At 61.8% G+C, this 14,828-nt stretch carries 18 protein-coding genes; 5 read left to right on the top strand and 13 right to left on the bottom strand.

Translation table 11 applies throughout. The features are described from left to right. Positions 1-61 precede the first annotated feature (61 nt). From ACFRJ9_RS15205 to ACFRJ9_RS15195, 3 genes are all read left to right on the top strand, one after another. The gene (locus ACFRJ9_RS15205; protein ID WP_377669589.1) at positions 62-610 is read left to right on the top strand and encodes a YceI family protein; all 549 of its coding nucleotides are present in this window, start codon (positions 62-64) and stop codon (positions 608-610) included. Between the two features lie 166 nt (positions 611-776). Continuing rightward, a complete protein-coding gene (locus ACFRJ9_RS15200) occupies positions 777-1,514 on the top strand; it encodes a hypothetical protein (protein ID WP_377669483.1) in 738 nt (245 codons plus the stop codon). A gap of 222 nt (positions 1,515-1,736) precedes the next feature. Continuing rightward, on the top strand, positions 1,737-2,492 hold the full coding sequence (locus ACFRJ9_RS15195; RefSeq protein ID WP_377669481.1) for a hypothetical protein: 756 nt from the start codon (positions 1,737-1,739) through the stop codon (positions 2,490-2,492). Positions 2,493-2,533: 41 nt separating this feature from the next. Here ACFRJ9_RS15195 and ACFRJ9_RS15190 read toward each other — a convergent pair whose 3' ends face one another. Further along, positions 2,534-3,241: a redox-sensing transcriptional repressor Rex gene (locus tag ACFRJ9_RS15190; protein WP_377669479.1), complete on the bottom strand. Its 708-nt coding sequence runs from the start codon at positions 3,239-3,241 to the stop codon at positions 2,534-2,536. 76 nt (positions 3,242-3,317) lie between these two features. After that, entirely contained in the window at positions 3,318-3,572 is a 255-nt protein-coding gene (locus tag ACFRJ9_RS15185) for a glutaredoxin family protein (protein ID WP_377669476.1), read from the bottom strand. 166 nt (positions 3,573-3,738) lie between these two features. Between ACFRJ9_RS15185 and ACFRJ9_RS15180 the strand changes: the two genes are divergently transcribed. Both ACFRJ9_RS15180 and ACFRJ9_RS15175 read left to right on the top strand, forming a co-directional pair. Beyond that, positions 3,739-4,557 carry an HAD family hydrolase gene (locus ACFRJ9_RS15180; RefSeq protein ID WP_377669474.1) on the top strand — a complete coding sequence of 273 codons (819 nt, stop codon included), beginning with the start codon at positions 3,739-3,741 and terminating at the stop codon, positions 4,555-4,557. 121 nt (positions 4,558-4,678) lie between these two features. Further along, positions 4,679-5,662, top strand: coding sequence for a DUF559 domain-containing protein (locus ACFRJ9_RS15175; RefSeq protein WP_377669472.1), 984 nt, complete (start codon positions 4,679-4,681; stop codon positions 5,660-5,662). Positions 5,663-5,842: 180 nt separating this feature from the next. Here the strand turns inward: ACFRJ9_RS15175 and ACFRJ9_RS15170 are convergent, their stop codons facing one another. The 11 genes from ACFRJ9_RS15170 to ACFRJ9_RS15120 form a co-directional block, all read right to left on the bottom strand. After that, positions 5,843-5,941, bottom strand: a complete 99-nt coding sequence (locus tag ACFRJ9_RS15170; protein ID WP_003792170.1) for a 30S ribosomal protein bS22 — start codon at positions 5,939-5,941, stop codon at positions 5,843-5,845. Positions 5,942-6,104: 163 nt separating this feature from the next. Further along, positions 6,105-6,317 (bottom strand): helix-turn-helix domain-containing protein, encoded by a 213-nt coding sequence (locus tag ACFRJ9_RS15165; protein ID WP_377669470.1) that lies wholly within the window; start codon positions 6,315-6,317, stop codon positions 6,105-6,107. A 137-nt stretch (positions 6,318-6,454) separates the two neighbouring features. After that, positions 6,455-7,612, bottom strand: coding sequence for a 3-deoxy-7-phosphoheptulonate synthase (locus ACFRJ9_RS15160; RefSeq protein WP_377669467.1), 1,158 nt, complete (start codon positions 7,610-7,612; stop codon positions 6,455-6,457). 219 nt (positions 7,613-7,831) lie between these two features. Beyond that, complete coding sequence (locus tag ACFRJ9_RS15155; RefSeq protein ID WP_377669464.1) at positions 7,832-8,839, bottom strand: acetylxylan esterase; 1,008 nt, start codon at positions 8,837-8,839, stop codon at positions 7,832-7,834. Positions 8,840-8,902: 63 nt separating this feature from the next. Further along, positions 8,903-9,604, bottom strand: coding sequence for a DUF1961 family protein (locus tag ACFRJ9_RS15150; protein ID WP_377669462.1), 702 nt, complete (start codon positions 9,602-9,604; stop codon positions 8,903-8,905). Continuing rightward, positions 9,601-10,272: a rhamnogalacturonan acetylesterase gene (locus ACFRJ9_RS15145; RefSeq protein ID WP_377669460.1), complete on the bottom strand. Its 672-nt coding sequence runs from the start codon at positions 10,270-10,272 to the stop codon at positions 9,601-9,603. The genes ACFRJ9_RS15150 and ACFRJ9_RS15145 overlap by 4 nt, the downstream gene beginning before the upstream one ends. Before the next feature lie 28 nt (positions 10,273-10,300). Then, the gene (locus tag ACFRJ9_RS15140; protein WP_377669457.1) at positions 10,301-11,173 is read right to left on the bottom strand and encodes a carbohydrate ABC transporter permease; all 873 of its coding nucleotides are present in this window, start codon (positions 11,171-11,173) and stop codon (positions 10,301-10,303) included. Further along, entirely contained in the window at positions 11,173-12,147 is a 975-nt protein-coding gene (locus ACFRJ9_RS15135; protein ID WP_377669455.1) for an ABC transporter permease, read from the bottom strand. Before ACFRJ9_RS15135 ends, ACFRJ9_RS15140 begins: the two co-directional genes overlap by 1 nt. After that, positions 12,144-13,673 carry an extracellular solute-binding protein gene (locus tag ACFRJ9_RS15130; protein WP_377669452.1) on the bottom strand — a complete coding sequence of 510 codons (1,530 nt, stop codon included), beginning with the start codon at positions 13,671-13,673 and terminating at the stop codon, positions 12,144-12,146. Before ACFRJ9_RS15130 ends, ACFRJ9_RS15135 begins: the two co-directional genes overlap by 4 nt. A gap of 4 nt (positions 13,674-13,677) precedes the next feature. Continuing rightward, the gene (locus ACFRJ9_RS15125; RefSeq protein ID WP_377669450.1) at positions 13,678-13,911 is read right to left on the bottom strand and encodes a hypothetical protein; all 234 of its coding nucleotides are present in this window, start codon (positions 13,909-13,911) and stop codon (positions 13,678-13,680) included. Beyond that, positions 13,904-14,605, bottom strand: a complete 702-nt coding sequence (locus ACFRJ9_RS15120) for a YesL family protein (RefSeq protein ID WP_377669447.1) — start codon at positions 14,603-14,605, stop codon at positions 13,904-13,906. The genes ACFRJ9_RS15125 and ACFRJ9_RS15120 overlap by 8 nt, the downstream gene beginning before the upstream one ends. Between the last annotated feature and the right edge of the window lie 223 nt (positions 14,606-14,828).

Here is a 14,828-nt window from a genome sequence, read left to right as displayed (position 1 = left end):
CCTCAGTCGTCAGCCGGGCAAGCACGCAAGACCTTCCACCAGACATAGGAGCACCACCATGATGACCATCCCCGCCAACGTCACCACCGGCACCTGGACCCTCGACGCTTCCCACAGCGAGATCGGCTTCACCGTCCGCCACGCAGGCATCAGCAAGGTCCGCGGCCAGTTCAAGGACGCCGAAGCCACCTTGGAAGTTGGCGAAGCCCTGACCGATTCCAAGGTCAGCGCCACCATCCGCACCGCCAGCTTCGACTCCGGCGATGTCAACCGCGACGGACACGTCAAGGGCGAAGACTTCTTCGATGTGGAGAAGTTCCCGGAAATCACGTTCGTTTCCCGCCACGTCAAGGCCAACGGTGACAGCTTCGACCTCGTGGGCGATCTCACAATCAAGGGCGTCACCAAGGAAGTTGCCATCGAGACCGAATTCAACGGTGTGGCCGTGGATCCGTTCGGCAACACTCGCGCTGGAATCTCCGGCGAAACCACCATCAGCCGCAAGGAATTCGGACTGACCTGGAACGCTGTCCTGGAAGCCGGAGGCGTGCTGGTCAGCGACAAGGTAGTCATCAACCTGGAACTCGCGTTCATCGCACCTGCCGCGTAATTCCCCGCAAGCAGCACGGCGTCCCCGCACAGCTTCACGCTGTTGGGGGCGCCGTTTTGCATACTCATGAGTCACCCGGCAATTATTCGGCAAACAGCCTGTATTTAGCTGCGAGTTGGCTCCGAATTTCCTATGCATCCTTCAACCTGCGGTCTAAAGTGATGCCATGAGTACCCCAGACGACGCACCACAGCCACAGCAGCCCGGCTCCCAGCCTCCGCAGCCCGGCAATGTTCCTCCTGCGGGTTACCAGCCTCCGCAGCCCGGCAACGCTCCTCCAGCGGGTTACCAGCCTCCGCAGCCCGGCAACGCTCCTCCAGCGGGTTACCAGCCTCCGCAGCCCGGCAACGCTCCTCCCTCTGGATACCCTGGACAGCAGGGCTATCAGCCACCTCCCGGATACCAGCAGCAAGGTCAACCGGCATATGGTCCTCCCGCTGGACCCAACCCGGCGCCCCCTGCGGGATTGGGGTACGCCGCACCACCCCGCAACGTTTTTGGCCTGGACAACAGAATTGCGTATAGGTTCCGGGATACAACCGGAGTGCCCCAGCCAATGGTTGTGTCCTACTGGCTCTGGATTGCAGCGGCCGTGCTTGGCGTGCTCGCCAGCATCGTGAACATCTTCCAGCTCAGGGATATCTTTGGCGGCCTGATGGTGGGAGCCGGGGTGGCCAGCCTCGTGCTCAGCTTACTGATCGCTGCGGTCTATATGTTCATGGCCATCCGCCTCAAGGAAGGCAGCCGATGGGCCAGGCTGGTTCTGACCATCCTCGGCGTCCTGGCGGCATTCTCGCTCCTTTTCCAACTCATCACCCTGAATTTCAGCCTCATAGGCTCCGCCGCTGCGGTTGCCGCGGCAGTAATGATGTGGCTACCCGAGTCCCAGAAGCATTTCGTCTAGGTGAGCAGAAGGCCGCGGCCAGGTCCCCGGGGGGCTACCGCGGCCTTCATCATGAAGGCGTAAGCCCACATGATGATTTTTAGCCCGAAGCAGGAATTCCTGCGTGTGATCGTCAGCAGCGCCGAACCCTGGCGGTACGGTGGAAGCAGAACCACGCTGGGGGCAGGGTCATTTTGCTGATCCCGGCGGCCGCACCAGCAGTCGAACAAGCAAAGGAATGCCATGAGCAACCCTCCCTACCCGCCGTCAAACCCGGGCGATGCCAACCAGCCCGAACAGCCTGGCTCGCAGCCCGCCGCCCCGCAGTACGGTCAGCAGTCACCACCGCCGCCGGCGCCGCAGTATGGCCAGCCCGCCGCCCCGCAGTACGGACAGCAGTCCCCGCCCCCGGCACCCCAGTATGGCCAGCCCGCGGCTCCGCAGTACGGACAGCAGCCCCCGGCCGCTCCGCAGTACGGACAGGGCGCCAACTGGCCGAGCCAGCAGCCGGCCCCCACCGCCGTGCCACAGATGGTCAACATCGCTTTCTGGATGATCGTAGCGGCAGGAATCCTCTCCGCCATCAGCTCACTGCTTCTGGCCACCACCGGCACGGACGCCTTCATCAACTCGATGACCCAGCAGGCTGCACAGCAGGGTACTGAATTCCCCGCAGGGTCCCTCGAAGGCATGCGCGGTGCCATCGCTGTTGGCGCCGTTGTGGGTGCCATCGTGTCGCTGGGCCTCTACGCCCTGGTCGCTTTCCCTGTCCGGAAGGGCAAGAACTGGGCCAGGATCCTTGGCACCGTTTTCGCCGCCATCTCGGTGCTCGGACTCACCGGCCTGTTCCAGTTCGGCGCCACCTACGGCATCATGCAGCTGCTGGTGATCCTTCTGGGTGTTGCCGCAATCGTCATCCTGTACCTGCCGGCGTCGGCCCCGTACTTCCGGAAGCCGCAGCCTTTCGGCAACCCGTACCAGACCCCCTACGGCCGCTAGGCCACAGGCAAACACCTAAGCGGGCGCGGACCCGGCCCTGGCTAAACAGCCTGGCCCGGTGTCTGCGCCCGTTGTGCGTGGTAGGCCAGAATCTGTAGCTCCGTTGCCATGTCCACCTTGCGGAGATTGACGTGCGGCGGGACCTGCAGGAGAACTGGCGCGAAACTGAGAATGCTGCGGATCCCGGCGGCAATGACGCGGTCGCATACCGCCTGGGCGACGGTGGCCGGCAGCGCCAGCACCACCATGTTCGTGTGGGTGCGCTCCAGGACGCGCTCAAGTTCGGCCGAGTCGCTGACGCGCAGCCAACCAACCTCGTTGCCGATCACCATGGGGTCCGCGTCGAAAATCGCAACGACGTCGAAACCCCTGGACTCGAAGCCGCCGTACCGAGCCAACGCCTTGCCGAGGTTACCGGCGCCCACAATCGCGACCTTCCAGTCATGGGTCAGGCCCAAGGCTGCGGCAATGTGGCGGCTCAGGTACTGGACCTCGTAACCCACTCCACGCGTTCCGTAGGAGCCGGCATACGACAGGTCCTTGCGGAGCGTCGAGGAGCTGACGCCCGAGGCTTCGGCCAGCGCTTCGGACGAAACCCGTTCCACGCCTTCGGCAAGGAGGGAGTTGAGCGCACGCAAATAAAGGGTCATCCGGGCCACAGCCGCGGGCGGGATCTGCTTGGCAGCAGGTTCGTTGTCCCCCGTTGTTGCTCCCGGGGACGGTTCCAGCGCAGTCACGGTTTTCTCCATTGCGTCGCTTTGTTGTTCCACTCTATGACCCCCGGCCGGACTCAACAAAAGCCATGACTTACGGGTAACCGCACCCTCAGCCCTCCAGGACTTTCTTCAGCGTGCGGGTCAGCCGTTGCTCGTCGACCTTCCAAAAATCGCGCTGGATTCCATCCACCAGCACCACGGGGATTTCCTCTGCGAAGCGCTCCTGCAGTTGGGGATCGGCGTCGATTCCTTGCTCAGTCCATTGCAAGCCCAGGCTTTTCGTGACGCGCTCGACGGCGGCACGCGCCTCCGTGCAGAGGTGGCAGTCAGCTTTGGTCAAGAGAACGACGTCGGGAATAGCCATGGGATAACGGTAACCGCCCCAACGCTCTCCCACATCCCACCCCCACCACCCCCACGCTCTCTCACATCCCACCCCCACCACCCCAACGCTCTCCCACATCCCACTCAAGGCTGGCCCTTCCGTGGGTCCTCAGCGCGGGGTACCGGCGATTGACTAGACTCAAGTCATGCTCGAGGAGAAGAACGCCGCTGTGGTCGCAGATGCCAAAGTGCAGAAGCGCACCGGCGAAGCCGCTTTCTTCGACGTCGACAACACTTTGATGAAGGGCGCAAGCCTTTTTCACGTTGCCCGGAAAATGTACGAACGCAAGGCATTCACACTGCCTCAGGCCGCAGGTTTCGCCTGGAAACAGTTCAAATTCGTCATGCGCGGCGAAAATATGGAGGACGTCCACTCGGTGCGGGACTCCGCTCTGACCCTCGCAGCCGGCATCTCCGTGGACGACATCAAGGCTTTGGGCGAAGAAGTCTATGACGAGATGATCGAGTCCCGGATCTGGCCCGGAACCAAAGCGTTGGCGGAACAGCACCTGCGGGTCGGCCGAAAGGTGTGGCTCGTGACGGCCACGCCCATTGAGGTGGCCACGGTTATTTCCACCAGGCTTGGCCTGACGGGCGCCCTTGGCACGGTAGGCGAGGTTGATGAGGGCATCTATACGGGGAAACTCGTCGGAGACATCCTGCACGGACCCGCAAAGGCAGTCGCCGTGCAGCTGGTGGCAGACCAGGAGGGACTGGACCTGGAGCATTGCTGGGCTTACAGTGACTCGGCCAATGACATCCCGCTGCTCACCATGGTGGGGCATCCGGTGGTCATCAACCCTGACTCCAAACTCCGCAGGCATGCTCGCGAAAACAACTGGCCTGTCTACGACTTCCGCTCGGGCCGCCGTGCAGCGACGCTCGGACTGAAGGCCGCCACTGTTGGCGGCGCGGTCTACGGATTGTGGCGAGGCTTCTCCAGGTTCCGCGGCCCCCGCTACTAGCAAAACGCTCTCTCACCTCCCAACACCCCCAAGCCAACCATCTCTCACATCCCCACTGGTGTGCTGGCAAGCCTGTGGATAACTTCTGCGGGCTCAAGGGCATTTGGGCAACAATGCGGGTATGCAAAAGCGATACCCCTTTCCATCGGAGCTGGCCTCCGCTCCATTCACACTGGACGAAGCCAAGGCGGCTGGCCTCCATCAGTCGCAACTCTGGCGTCGCAGCAAGATCGAAGGCGTCAGCCGGGGTCTCTACCGCCCCGCCGATTGGAATTTCGATCTCGCCGAAGCCGCCCGATCACTATCCGCAGCAAGTCCTGGCGCCTGGATTTCGCACGTTACGGCTGCCAGGCTCCACGGTTTCTGCCTCCCCCCGTGGCTGGCGGACTCCAACGAGCTACACCTAAGCAAACCAAGGCATCTGCCATCCGTGCGGCGAAAGGGGGTGGTGGGGCACACGGTTGTAGCCTCAGATGCCGAGATCGAGTTCGTCCGCGGTCTTTGGATAAGCACACGTTCACGGACTTGGCTGGACCTGGCTCGACGACTCCCGCTAAACGACCTCGTCTGCGTCGGCGACGAACTGGTTCGACTGCCCAGACCAGAATTCGAAGGGCGGGATGCGCCGTTCACAACCATTGACGCCCTCCGGTCCTTGGTAGACCAGCACAAGAACCTCCAAGGTGTTGTTCGGGCAAGGGATGCCCTCAACCTCATGCGCGTGGGAGCCGATTCGGCACCGGAGTCGCTGCTTCGGCTCGCAATGTTGGACGCCGGGATCCCGGAACCGCAGTTACAGGTTCGATTGCACGCGAGCGATCCGTTCTCTCCATCCGCTGACTTAGGTTTTTGTGATCGGAGACTCGCAATTCAGTACGACGGCGGCCATCACCTCAGCGACGAACAGATCTTTAGCGATCGGCGCCGGGACAAGGCCTTCGAAGCGGCCGGCTGGACTGTTCTCAAATTCGGGAAGAAAGACCTGGCAGACGGCTTCGCCTCGGCAACCAAGCAGATCAAGAAGGCGCTTCGAGCCGCACGGGTGGATCCCGCCGTCGAATCTGGTTTTGCCCGAGACGTCTTACGGGAGATGGTCCGCAATTAACAACCGGGACGTGAGAGAGCATCCCCAAAAACCAGCGGAACGTGAGAGAGCATCACCCAAAAACCACCGGGACGTGAGAGAGCATCACCCAAAAACCACCGGGACGTGAGAGAGGGTCGGAGATGCAAAAATGCCCGCCACCTCGAAAGGCAACGGGCATTCACGCTTGATGAAGTATCTCTACTTCTTATTGCGGCGCTGGTGGCGAGTCTTGCGAAGCAGCTTGCGGTGCTTCTTTTTGGCCATACGCTTGCGGCGCTTCTTAATAACTGAACCCACGAAAGTTCCTTACAAACTAGAAGTTCCTGTCTGTTGGAACAGATCCGCGGAAGCAGACAGTACAACTGACAGATTCTTACATTGACGTAAAACGTTCCTTAACAGAGTACCGCTTCAAAGGGGCACCCCGTGACCACGGTCCGCGGGACGGACCCCGGCAACCTCAGGCGGTCTCGGATTGACCGTCCACAACAGCACCTTTGAGGTACTGGGCAACAGCCTCTTCCGGAACCCGGAAGGAACGGCCGAACCTGACGGCAGGCATTTCCCCTGAGTGGACCAGGCGATACACGGTCATTTTGGAAACACGCAGGACGTCGGCGACTTCAGCCACCGTCATGAAGTGCGCGTTCGAGAAGTTAGTCTCCGCGGACATTTCCCATATTCCTTTGCTCTCAGACAGTAGGACACCCCCAGGAACGGTGTGCCGATGCTGAGCCATCAAACAACCATGTGCTAGATACTCTAGAGGCTGATGGGGCCAATGTGAAAGCATTTCGGGAAAGTGGGATCCTACTCGCCCGTAGCCACGCGGCGCTTCCGGGCCGAGGCTGCGAGCTGCTCCAGCACCGAGGCAGTGACATCCCATTCCATGCAGGCGTCGGTGACGCTCTGCCCGTAGACGAGTTCCTGCTCACCGGCCAGCTGCTTGGCCACGTCCAGGTTTTGGGCACCGCCCACCAGGAAGCTCTCCAGCATGATGCCGGCGATCGGCGAGGTCTCCCCTGCTTCAAGCTGCGCACCGATTTCCAGCGCAACCTCTGCCTGGCGGTGGTGGCTCTTGCCGCTGTTGGCGTGGCTGGCGTCCACGATCAGGCGCGGGTTCAGCCCCTTGGCCGCGAGCTTGGATGACGCAGCGGCCACATCGGCGGCGGAGTAGTTGGGTCCCTTTCGTCCGCCACGGAGGATCACGTGGGTGTCCGGGTTGCCGGACGTCGCTACGAGGGCTGCCCGGCCGTCGTCGTCGATTCCCAGGAAGGCTTGCTCAGCGGCAGAGGCGCCGCACGCGTCGATGGCCACCTGGAGGTCTCCGTCGGTGCCGTTCTTGAAGCCGATGGGCATGGACAGCCCGGAGGCGAGCTGGCGGTGGATCTGGCTTTCAGTGGTCCGCGCGCCGATGGCGCCCCACGAGACGAGGTCCGCCATGTATTGCGGGCTGATGGGTTCGAGGAATTCGGTGGCGGTGGGCAACCCCAAGGAAGTGACCTGCTTCAGGAAACCGCGGGCGGCGCGCAGGCCGGCGGCGATATCGTGGCTGCCGTCCAGGTGGGGATCGTTGATGAGTCCCTTCCAGCCAACGGTGGTGCGAGGCTTCTCGAAGTAGGTCCGCATGACGACCAGCAGGTCTTCCTTGTGCTTTTCCGCCTGGCTGACCAACCGGCGGGCGTATTCGAGGCCGGCTTTGGGGTCGTGGATGGAGCACGGTCCCACGATCACCAGGAGGCGGTCGTCCACGCCGTCCATGATGGCGCGCACTTGGTCGCGGCCACGCTCGACGACGGCAGCTGAGCGGGCGTCCAGCGGCAACTCTGCGATGAGGTCCTGGGGGGCCGGAAGCGGCTCGAAGCGGGCGACCCGCAGGTTGGAGGTGGCGGGCTGATCGGCGTCAACTGCGACAGGAAGTGCGTCGGAGTCGAGCGATTCGGTGGGTTCTGCGGCGATGCTGGTCATTTCTGGGTCCTGTTCCGGTTACGGAGCGGGCCCCTTTTCAGAACCCGCCGGATATGGCGAAGGGCAGAGAATGATCTCTGCCCTGTTGGCTCTGAAGGAAAGTTGGATGCGTGTCAGTTAGACGCGGGCCCCTCCAGAGCCAACGAAAAATACGCATACCAACGGTTTGTCATAGCCACACCATAACCGCGGTTCTTCAAACCGGGCAAATCGTGTCCATCAAGATGACAGCAGTTTGCGCAGGAACTGCAGCTGCTTGATCCAGTGGTGTTCCTGGCCGCCTTCGTGGTTGTTGAAGCGGTAGACCTCGATGTCCTTCTCCGGAGCACCCCCGGAAACCCCGTAACTGTTGTAGCTCGCGAATACGGTGGACGGCGGGCAGATGTCGTCCATCTGTGCGGCCGAGAACAGCGCGGGCACAGTTGCCGCCCGGCCCAGGTGGACGCCGTCGAAGTAATTCAGCACTGCCAACATGGAGTCATAGCGGTCCCGGTGCCTGCCCAGGAAACCGGCAATTTCCGGGTACGGACCGCGCGGGGTGATGTCGATGGCGCGAGGGAAGTCCTGCAGGAACGGGACGTCGGGCAGCGCGGCGATGACGCCGTCGAGCCTCCCGGCCGCCAGCCCGGCTGCCGCCACGGTAATGCCGCCGCCTTGGCTGATGCCGGCCAGCACCACCTTGGAAGGGTCGACGGCGGGATGGCCCTGTGCCGCTTCTACCGCACGGAAGGCGTCCACGTAGACCCGGCGGAAGTAGTAGTTGTCCTGGTGATCGGCGCCTCGGGTCATGAGCCCGGCGAACGCAACCCCACCAGCGGACGGGTGGGGATCGGGAGTGTCGCCGGAGACGCCGCCGTAGCCCTGGCCGCGGGTGTCCATGATGAAGTGCGCGTAGCCTGCCTGCGCCCAGCGGGTGTTTTGGTTGACCAGGCCGCGGCCGCCTGAGTAGCCGATGTACTCCACCACTACGGGAAGTTGCTGCCCGGCCTCGAGCTGCGCGGGCACGTGGAGCCAGCCCTTGATGCGATCCCCGCCGAAGCCGGAGAACGTGACATCGAAGGTGTCGATCACGCTGAGATAGTTGTCCACCGGCTCAAAGACGGCATCCAGCGGCAACGCCCTGGCCTCGGTGACGGTGCGGTCCCAGAAAGCGTCGAGGTCTGTGGGCGCCACCGCGCTTGAGGCGTAACTGCGGAGTTGTTCGAGGGGAAGGTCAAAGAGGGGCATGGTCCATTCCGGTTCGGGTTCGGGGTGACATGGAGGAAGCTGGGCTGGCAAGGACATCCTACGTCATGGACTGGTGTCCCCCGTCACAGGAAGTCTCTCGACCATCAGGTTCCGGTAGGCAGCTTTTAGCGGCGCCATCTGACGGATCCCGAAGTATCCGCCACCCAAAGGTCCAGCGCTTGGGTCAGTCCAGTCAAACAACGGCAAACCGTTGATCGAGAAGGCTACCCGCGGACCATCCTTGATGACTTCCATCCGATAGAAGCCATCGGCATCGTCCACCGGCGGAAGCGGATCCGCCCCTTGGGCAACGAGTTCGAAGCCTGCGCTCTTGCGGAGGTTGCAGGTGCGGAAGGCACGTTCTGAGGCGTACTTGTGGCGGAAGTAGGAGATGTGGAGGACATCGAGATCCCCCGAGTGGTACTGGGGATAGAAGCCGGTGCGGGGTGCCAAGGCCAGCGAGAACAGATCCTCGCCGCGGTGCCCCCGGGCGGCAAAGAACACCATGGCCAGCCCGGGTTCTTCAAGCGGCAGGAATTCCCAGGTGATGCGGACATGATCCGGGAGTTCATCCGGACACCACAGGGTCCAATGGGCGTGGTCTCCAAACTCCTCGGCGTCAACCGCGCCCGACAGAACCAGCGCTTTGGTTCCGTCTCCGCCGAGGTCCGGCCCGCCGTCGTCGTGCGTACCGAACTGAACCGGCCCCTCCGCGATCCACGAAGCAATATCCGCAGGACCGCGCAAGGGGTTGGCGTAGATCAAGCGCGCACTCCTGCGCTCATGGTGGCGGCCAGTCCGTAGCCCAGTGACTCGAGCTGTTCCGCGACATGGAGGGCGATCCGCTGGGCGCCCTTCTCGTGGAAGTGCGTGTTGTCCTCCAAGCCACCGGCCCAGTGCGCGTGCTCGCCCGGAGCGAAGTGGAAGAACAACTCCTTGGACCCGCCCTCACCCAGTTCCTGGTACAGAGCGCGGGTCCATTGATTGAGGTCCAGGACGTCCAGGCCGAGCTCGGCCCCAAGTTCACGCACGACCACTGGGTAGTCCCCCAGTGTGACCTCAAGCTGCCCGGCCGAGAAGTGCCGGCGCTCCACCGACGTGCACAGGATCGGGACACCGCCCTTGGCGCGAACCTCGGCCACCATTCGGCGGAGGTTGTCGGCGTACCCCGTGCGTGCCGCGAGGTGCCCACGCTTCTGGTCGTTGTGCCCGAACTGAATGAGCACAAGGTCGCCCTTCACGGTCTGGTTGAGCAGTTCATACCAGAGGCCCTCCGCCCGGAACGACTCCGTGGTGGCGCCGCCCTTGGCGTAGTTGTGGACGGCGGCCCACCAGTAGGTCTCGGGTGCCAGGTGGGCACCCCAACCGCTCATCGGGTATTCGTAGCCGGGGCAGGCGGCCACGGTGGAGTCGCCCGCGAGGAGGATTTTCATGGTTGTCCTTTCATCGAAAGAGCAGCGCCTAGCCCTTGACCGAGCCGATCAGCATGCCCTTGGCGAAGTGCTTCTGCAGGAACGGATAGAAGATGAGGATGGGCAAGGTGGCCACCACGATCACGGCGAACTTGATGCCTTGTTCCGGCGGGATGTAGCTGGGATCCACGTTGCCTGTGCCCAAGAGATCGGACGCCGCGGTAACCTGGCGCAGGTACATCTGCAACGTCCACATGTTGTTGTCGCTCAGATAGAGCAACGGGGACATGAAGTCGTTCCAGATGCCCACCGCGTAGAACAGTGCGAAGGTGGCCAGTACCGGCTTGGACAAGGGCAGCAGGATCCGCCAAAGGATCCCGATTTCCGTGGCGCCATCCATCTTTGCCGACTCTTCCAACTCGGCAGGGAGTTCCTGGAAGAAGTTCTTGATGATGATCAGGCTGAACGGATTAATGGCCGCAGGAAGGATCAGTGCCCAGTAACTGTTCAGCAGGCCCAGGTCCTTGACCAGGAGGAACGTGGGAATCATGCCGCCGGAGAACACCATGGCAAAGACCACCAGGGACATGATGAGCTTCCGGCCCCGCAGGTTCCTCTTAGCCAAGGGGTAGGCCATGGTGACTGTGAGGACCAACTGGATCAGGGTACCCACCAACGTGACCAGCACTGTGGTGATCAGGGCCCGGGTAAAGGCAGGCGTGGAGAAGATGTACTCATAGGCGCCCAGCGTGAATTGCTCCGGCCAAACGAAGAAGGCACGGCGGGTGATTTCCGCTTCGTTGGCGAAGGACCCGGCGATGACGTACACGAACGGCAGCAGGGTGATGACGCCCACCAGGGTCAGGAAAACGTAGTTGGCGGCGTCAAAGATCCGTCCGCCTCGCGTGTTGTGAATCTTCATTAGAACAGTCCGCTCTGGTTGAACCGCTTGGACAGCCAGTTGGTGCCGAAGATCAGGACGATCCCCACCAGGGATTTGAAGAGTCCGACGGCGGTGCTGTAGCTGTAGGCGCCCTGGGTGATGCCCACGAAGTACACGTAAGTATCAAAGACGTCGGCCACGCTGCGGTTGAGTGCGTTGGTCATGAGGTAGATCTGCTCAAAGCCGGTGTTGAGCATCTGCCCGATGGCGAGGATCAGCATCACGATGATGGTGGATCGGATGCCGGGCAGTGTGATGTGCCAGACGCGCCGGAACCTCCCGGCGCCGTCGATAATCGCTGCCTCATACTGGTCCTGGTCCACGGTAGCCAGCGCCGCGAGGAAGATGATGGTTCCCCAGCCGGTGTTCTTCCAGATCTCCTGGAGCACGATCAAGGGGCGGAACCAGTTGGGATCGGACAGGATGTCCACGTTGGTCCCAAAGAGCCCGTTGACGAACTGGAACAACGGGCCGATGTCCAGGGCGAAAAGCAGGAAGCTCAATGACGCCACGATGGTCCAGGACAGGAAGTGCGGGATGTAAACGAGTGTCTGGACCGTGCGCTTGAGTACTGACAGCCGGACCTCGTTGAGCAGCAGGGCCAGCACGATGGTCAGCGGGAACGCGATGCCCAAATTCAGGAACGCCAGGATCAGGGTGTTCCCCAGCAGTCGGGGGAAGTCCGGATTCGCGAAGAAATCGGTGAAGTTCGTGACGCCCACCCACGGGCTGCCGTTGACGCCCAGGAACGGAACATAGTCCTTGAACGCGATGCTGACACCGTACATGGGCCCGTACCGGAACACGGCGAAGTACAGGACGCCGGGCAACAGCAGGAGATATAGCCACTTGTAGTGCGCGAAGTGGACGGCGAACCCGCGCCGCCGCGCCGGGGCGGGCGGCGTGGTGGCCGCCCGCTCCGAGGCTTTGGCTTCTACGACGGGGGCTGTCACTTCTTGTTTTCCTGCCAGAGCTTATTGATTTCTTCCTTGACCTTGTCACCGCCGCTGGTGTTCCACAGCTTGATGGCGTCCTTCAGGCCCTGCTCATCGATCTGTCCTGCCAGGTACTTGATGCGTGCGTCCGCCACGATGTTGTCCAGCTGGGCACCCTTGGCCACATATGTGGGCGAAACGAAGGCCGCTGCCGGGTTGTAGACAGCGCTCTTGACGTCTTTTGCCATGACGGCGACGCGATCATCAAAGACCTTCTGCTCGTACTCGGAGGCCTGCTTGACGGGGTAGAAGTTGTTTCCCGTGACGTTGGTTCCGAGCTGCGCGAAGCTCTTGATGTCCGTGTTGACTACTTTGCCCTCGGGCGTTTCCGGTTTGATGGTTGCGGCGAGGCCCTCTTCAAGGTTGAAGTTCACGCCCTCGATGCCGTTGTTCATGAGGACAGCCACTTCTTTGCTGTTCAGCTTGTCCAGGAACGCGAGTACGTTCTTCAGGTCTGCTTCGGTCTTGACGCTTGATTTGGGGATCGCAAGGAAGCCGGAGTAGCCGTCAGTGGGATGCGCGTGAAGCTCGCCATCGGGTCCCTTCAGGCTGCCCACGAAACCGACCTTGTTCTCGAAGTCGTTGGGGTTGGCCTGCTTGAAAAGGTTGATCAACACGCTGACCCGGGAATCGACGTCGACAATGATGCCGCCCTTGCCGTTGAAGAACGGTTCGTTCCACTTGGTGCCATCAAAAGTGGCAAAGTCCGGGTTAATGAGCTTCTCGTCCACCATCTTCTTGATGAAACGGTCAGCTTCCAGGAATTCATCGGTTTCGAAGCTGGGTACCAGTTTGCCGTCCCGCTCGGTCCAGCGGTTTCCGGCGCCGTACCAGGTTTCGATCAAGTCGTAGGGGCTGTTGGTGCCCAGCGCACCCCACTTGGGAATGGTGATGCCGTAGGTGTCGTTCTGGCCGTTGCCATCCGGGTCCTGCTCGGTGAAGGCCTTGGCTACCTTGTAGAGGTCCTCGGTGGTTTCGGGCGCTTTCAGGCCCAGCTTGTCCAGCCAGTCCTGCCGGAACATGACGGCAGCGCGGATTGGGTTGCGGGCACGGAAGACGCCGTAAACCTTGCCGTTGACGCTGGCGTTCTGCTGGACCTCCGGGAAAGTGGTGTTGAGGTTCGGGTAGTCCTTGAGCTTGTCCGTCAGGTCCCAGAACGCGCCGGCTTCAGCGTTCTTCACGAAGCCCGGCGTCTTGCCCTGGACCACCAGGACGTGGGGAATGTCCGAGGACGCCAAGGTGATGTTCATCTTGTCCTCGTAGGAAGCATTCGGCGTCCACGTGATGTTGACGTCTTTGCCCGTAAGCTCCTCGAGCTTCTTCTGCACGGCGCCGTCCGCTGTGGGCGGCTGCGCCTCCAGGAACGGCGCCATGATCTTGACGGATTTAAGGTCCGACGCCGGCGCTTCGCCGCCACAGGCGGTCAGCGCCAGTGCAGCGGAAACGACGACGGCGGCCGCCAGCATTGGTTTTCTACGGATCATTTTCCTACTTCTCCACTTCTTTGGGGTTGTTGTCGTTGTCGGTCGGGACTTCGGGGGTTGGCACGCCAGGAAACCTCTTCAGGCTCCACGCGTGCCTTCCAGCCTCGTCTTGATACGTTTCATTAATGCTTGAGCCGGAGTCGCTTTGAACGAGCTCGGAATGCCCCTGGATATCAAGGGAGCGGTGAAGAATGGGGTTGCCGCCCAGCCGGGCGAGGTCCCGGCTGATGTCAGACAAGGCTTGCCTCCGTAGGTTTTGCGGGGGCCGTCACAGCTGTTGCGGCGCGGCTGTCCATGCCCGCAAGGGTGTCTGCGCCCGCCATGGCGTCGTCGTTCGCCGCGAAAAAGCGGTCACACAACCATCCGGTGACGTAGAGCCAGGCCCCGACTCCGAAAAACGGGATCAAACCCGGAACCGAACGGCACACGAAGACCGCGGCTGCCGTAACAAACAAGAGAATGGCAGTCCCGGCCAGGTGGCGCATGGCAAAACGCGAGGACATCAGGAAATACTGCGGCAGCGCGAGCTCGTAGCGTGCGAACATCGGAAAGAGGTAGCACAGGGTGCCGGCAACAAACAGCGCGCCCAACAGGATTCCCGCGGAGGCAATCTGGGAGCCAAGGTCCCATCCCGCCGAGAAGTAGCCCCAGTTCAGGGCCAGGGCCCCGCCGACTGCAAGCAAGGGCAGTCCAAGGGCGTTGCCCTTGCCGAAGTTCCTGAAGTACTCCTTTGCGAAGCGTCGCAGCAGGGGCGTGGCGTTTCCTTGCACTTTGCTGCGGACCAGGACGTGGGCCGCGGCGGTACTGGGTCCAATCCCGAAGACAATTCCGCCCAGAAGCATGAAAACAAACCACAGCACATTGAGGCACGCGATCCACAAGAGCGTGTCGAAGACCGTGTAGGCCCGAAAGCCAAATCCACCGGAGGTCACAGCGTTCCCCTTTCTCCATAGTTGCAGAACAGGCCCAAGTGTCTGGCATTAGTGGTTGTTTTCAGCCTTCAGAACAACCACTAATGCCAGTCAGTTGGGATTTATGTCACAGAGCAAGCGCTTTCCCGAAAACTTAGACGGTGGAGGGAGTGCGAGTCAAGGCCGCGCTTGAATCGTTACATTCGGGAGCGTTGCGCGCTACACTGGGCAAAGCCGGAACCGG

It is taken from the genome of Paenarthrobacter sp. NPDC056912 (assembly GCF_042786555.1).
Lineage (GTDB): Bacteria > Actinomycetota > Actinomycetes > Actinomycetales > Micrococcaceae > Arthrobacter.
Note: the sequence above shows the minus strand (reverse complement) of the source record. Positions and strands in the feature narration are given on the sequence as shown.

Coding starts and splice junctions, on each gene's coding strand:
- ACFRJ9_RS15165 (WP_377669470.1), bottom strand. CDS start 6,317: ATGTCCGCGGAGACTAACTTCTCGAACGCGCACTTCATGACGGTGGCT.
- ACFRJ9_RS15190 (WP_377669479.1), bottom strand. CDS start 3,241: ATGGAGAAAACCGTGACTGCGCTGGAACCGTCCCCGGGAGCAACAACG.
- ACFRJ9_RS15200 (WP_377669483.1), top strand. CDS start 777: ATGAGTACCCCAGACGACGCACCACAGCCACAGCAGCCCGGCTCCCAG.
- ACFRJ9_RS15160 (WP_377669467.1), bottom strand. CDS start 7,612: ATGACCAGCATCGCCGCAGAACCCACCGAATCGCTCGACTCCGACGCA.
- ACFRJ9_RS15180 (WP_377669474.1), top strand. CDS start 3,739: ATGCTCGAGGAGAAGAACGCCGCTGTGGTCGCAGATGCCAAAGTGCAG.
- ACFRJ9_RS15195 (WP_377669481.1), top strand. CDS start 1,737: ATGAGCAACCCTCCCTACCCGCCGTCAAACCCGGGCGATGCCAACCAG.
- ACFRJ9_RS15175 (WP_377669472.1), top strand. CDS start 4,679: ATGCAAAAGCGATACCCCTTTCCATCGGAGCTGGCCTCCGCTCCATTC.
- ACFRJ9_RS15145 (WP_377669460.1), bottom strand. CDS start 10,272: ATGAAAATCCTCCTCGCGGGCGACTCCACCGTGGCCGCCTGCCCCGGC.
- ACFRJ9_RS15130 (WP_377669452.1), bottom strand. CDS start 13,673: ATGATCCGTAGAAAACCAATGCTGGCGGCCGCCGTCGTCGTTTCCGCT.
- ACFRJ9_RS15185 (WP_377669476.1), bottom strand. CDS start 3,572: ATGGCTATTCCCGACGTCGTTCTCTTGACCAAAGCTGACTGCCACCTC.
- ACFRJ9_RS15205 (WP_377669589.1), top strand. CDS start 62: ATGACCATCCCCGCCAACGTCACCACCGGCACCTGGACCCTCGACGCT.
- ACFRJ9_RS15140 (WP_377669457.1), bottom strand. CDS start 11,173: ATGAAGATTCACAACACGCGAGGCGGACGGATCTTTGACGCCGCCAAC.
- ACFRJ9_RS15155 (WP_377669464.1), bottom strand. CDS start 8,839: ATGCCCCTCTTTGACCTTCCCCTCGAACAACTCCGCAGTTACGCCTCA.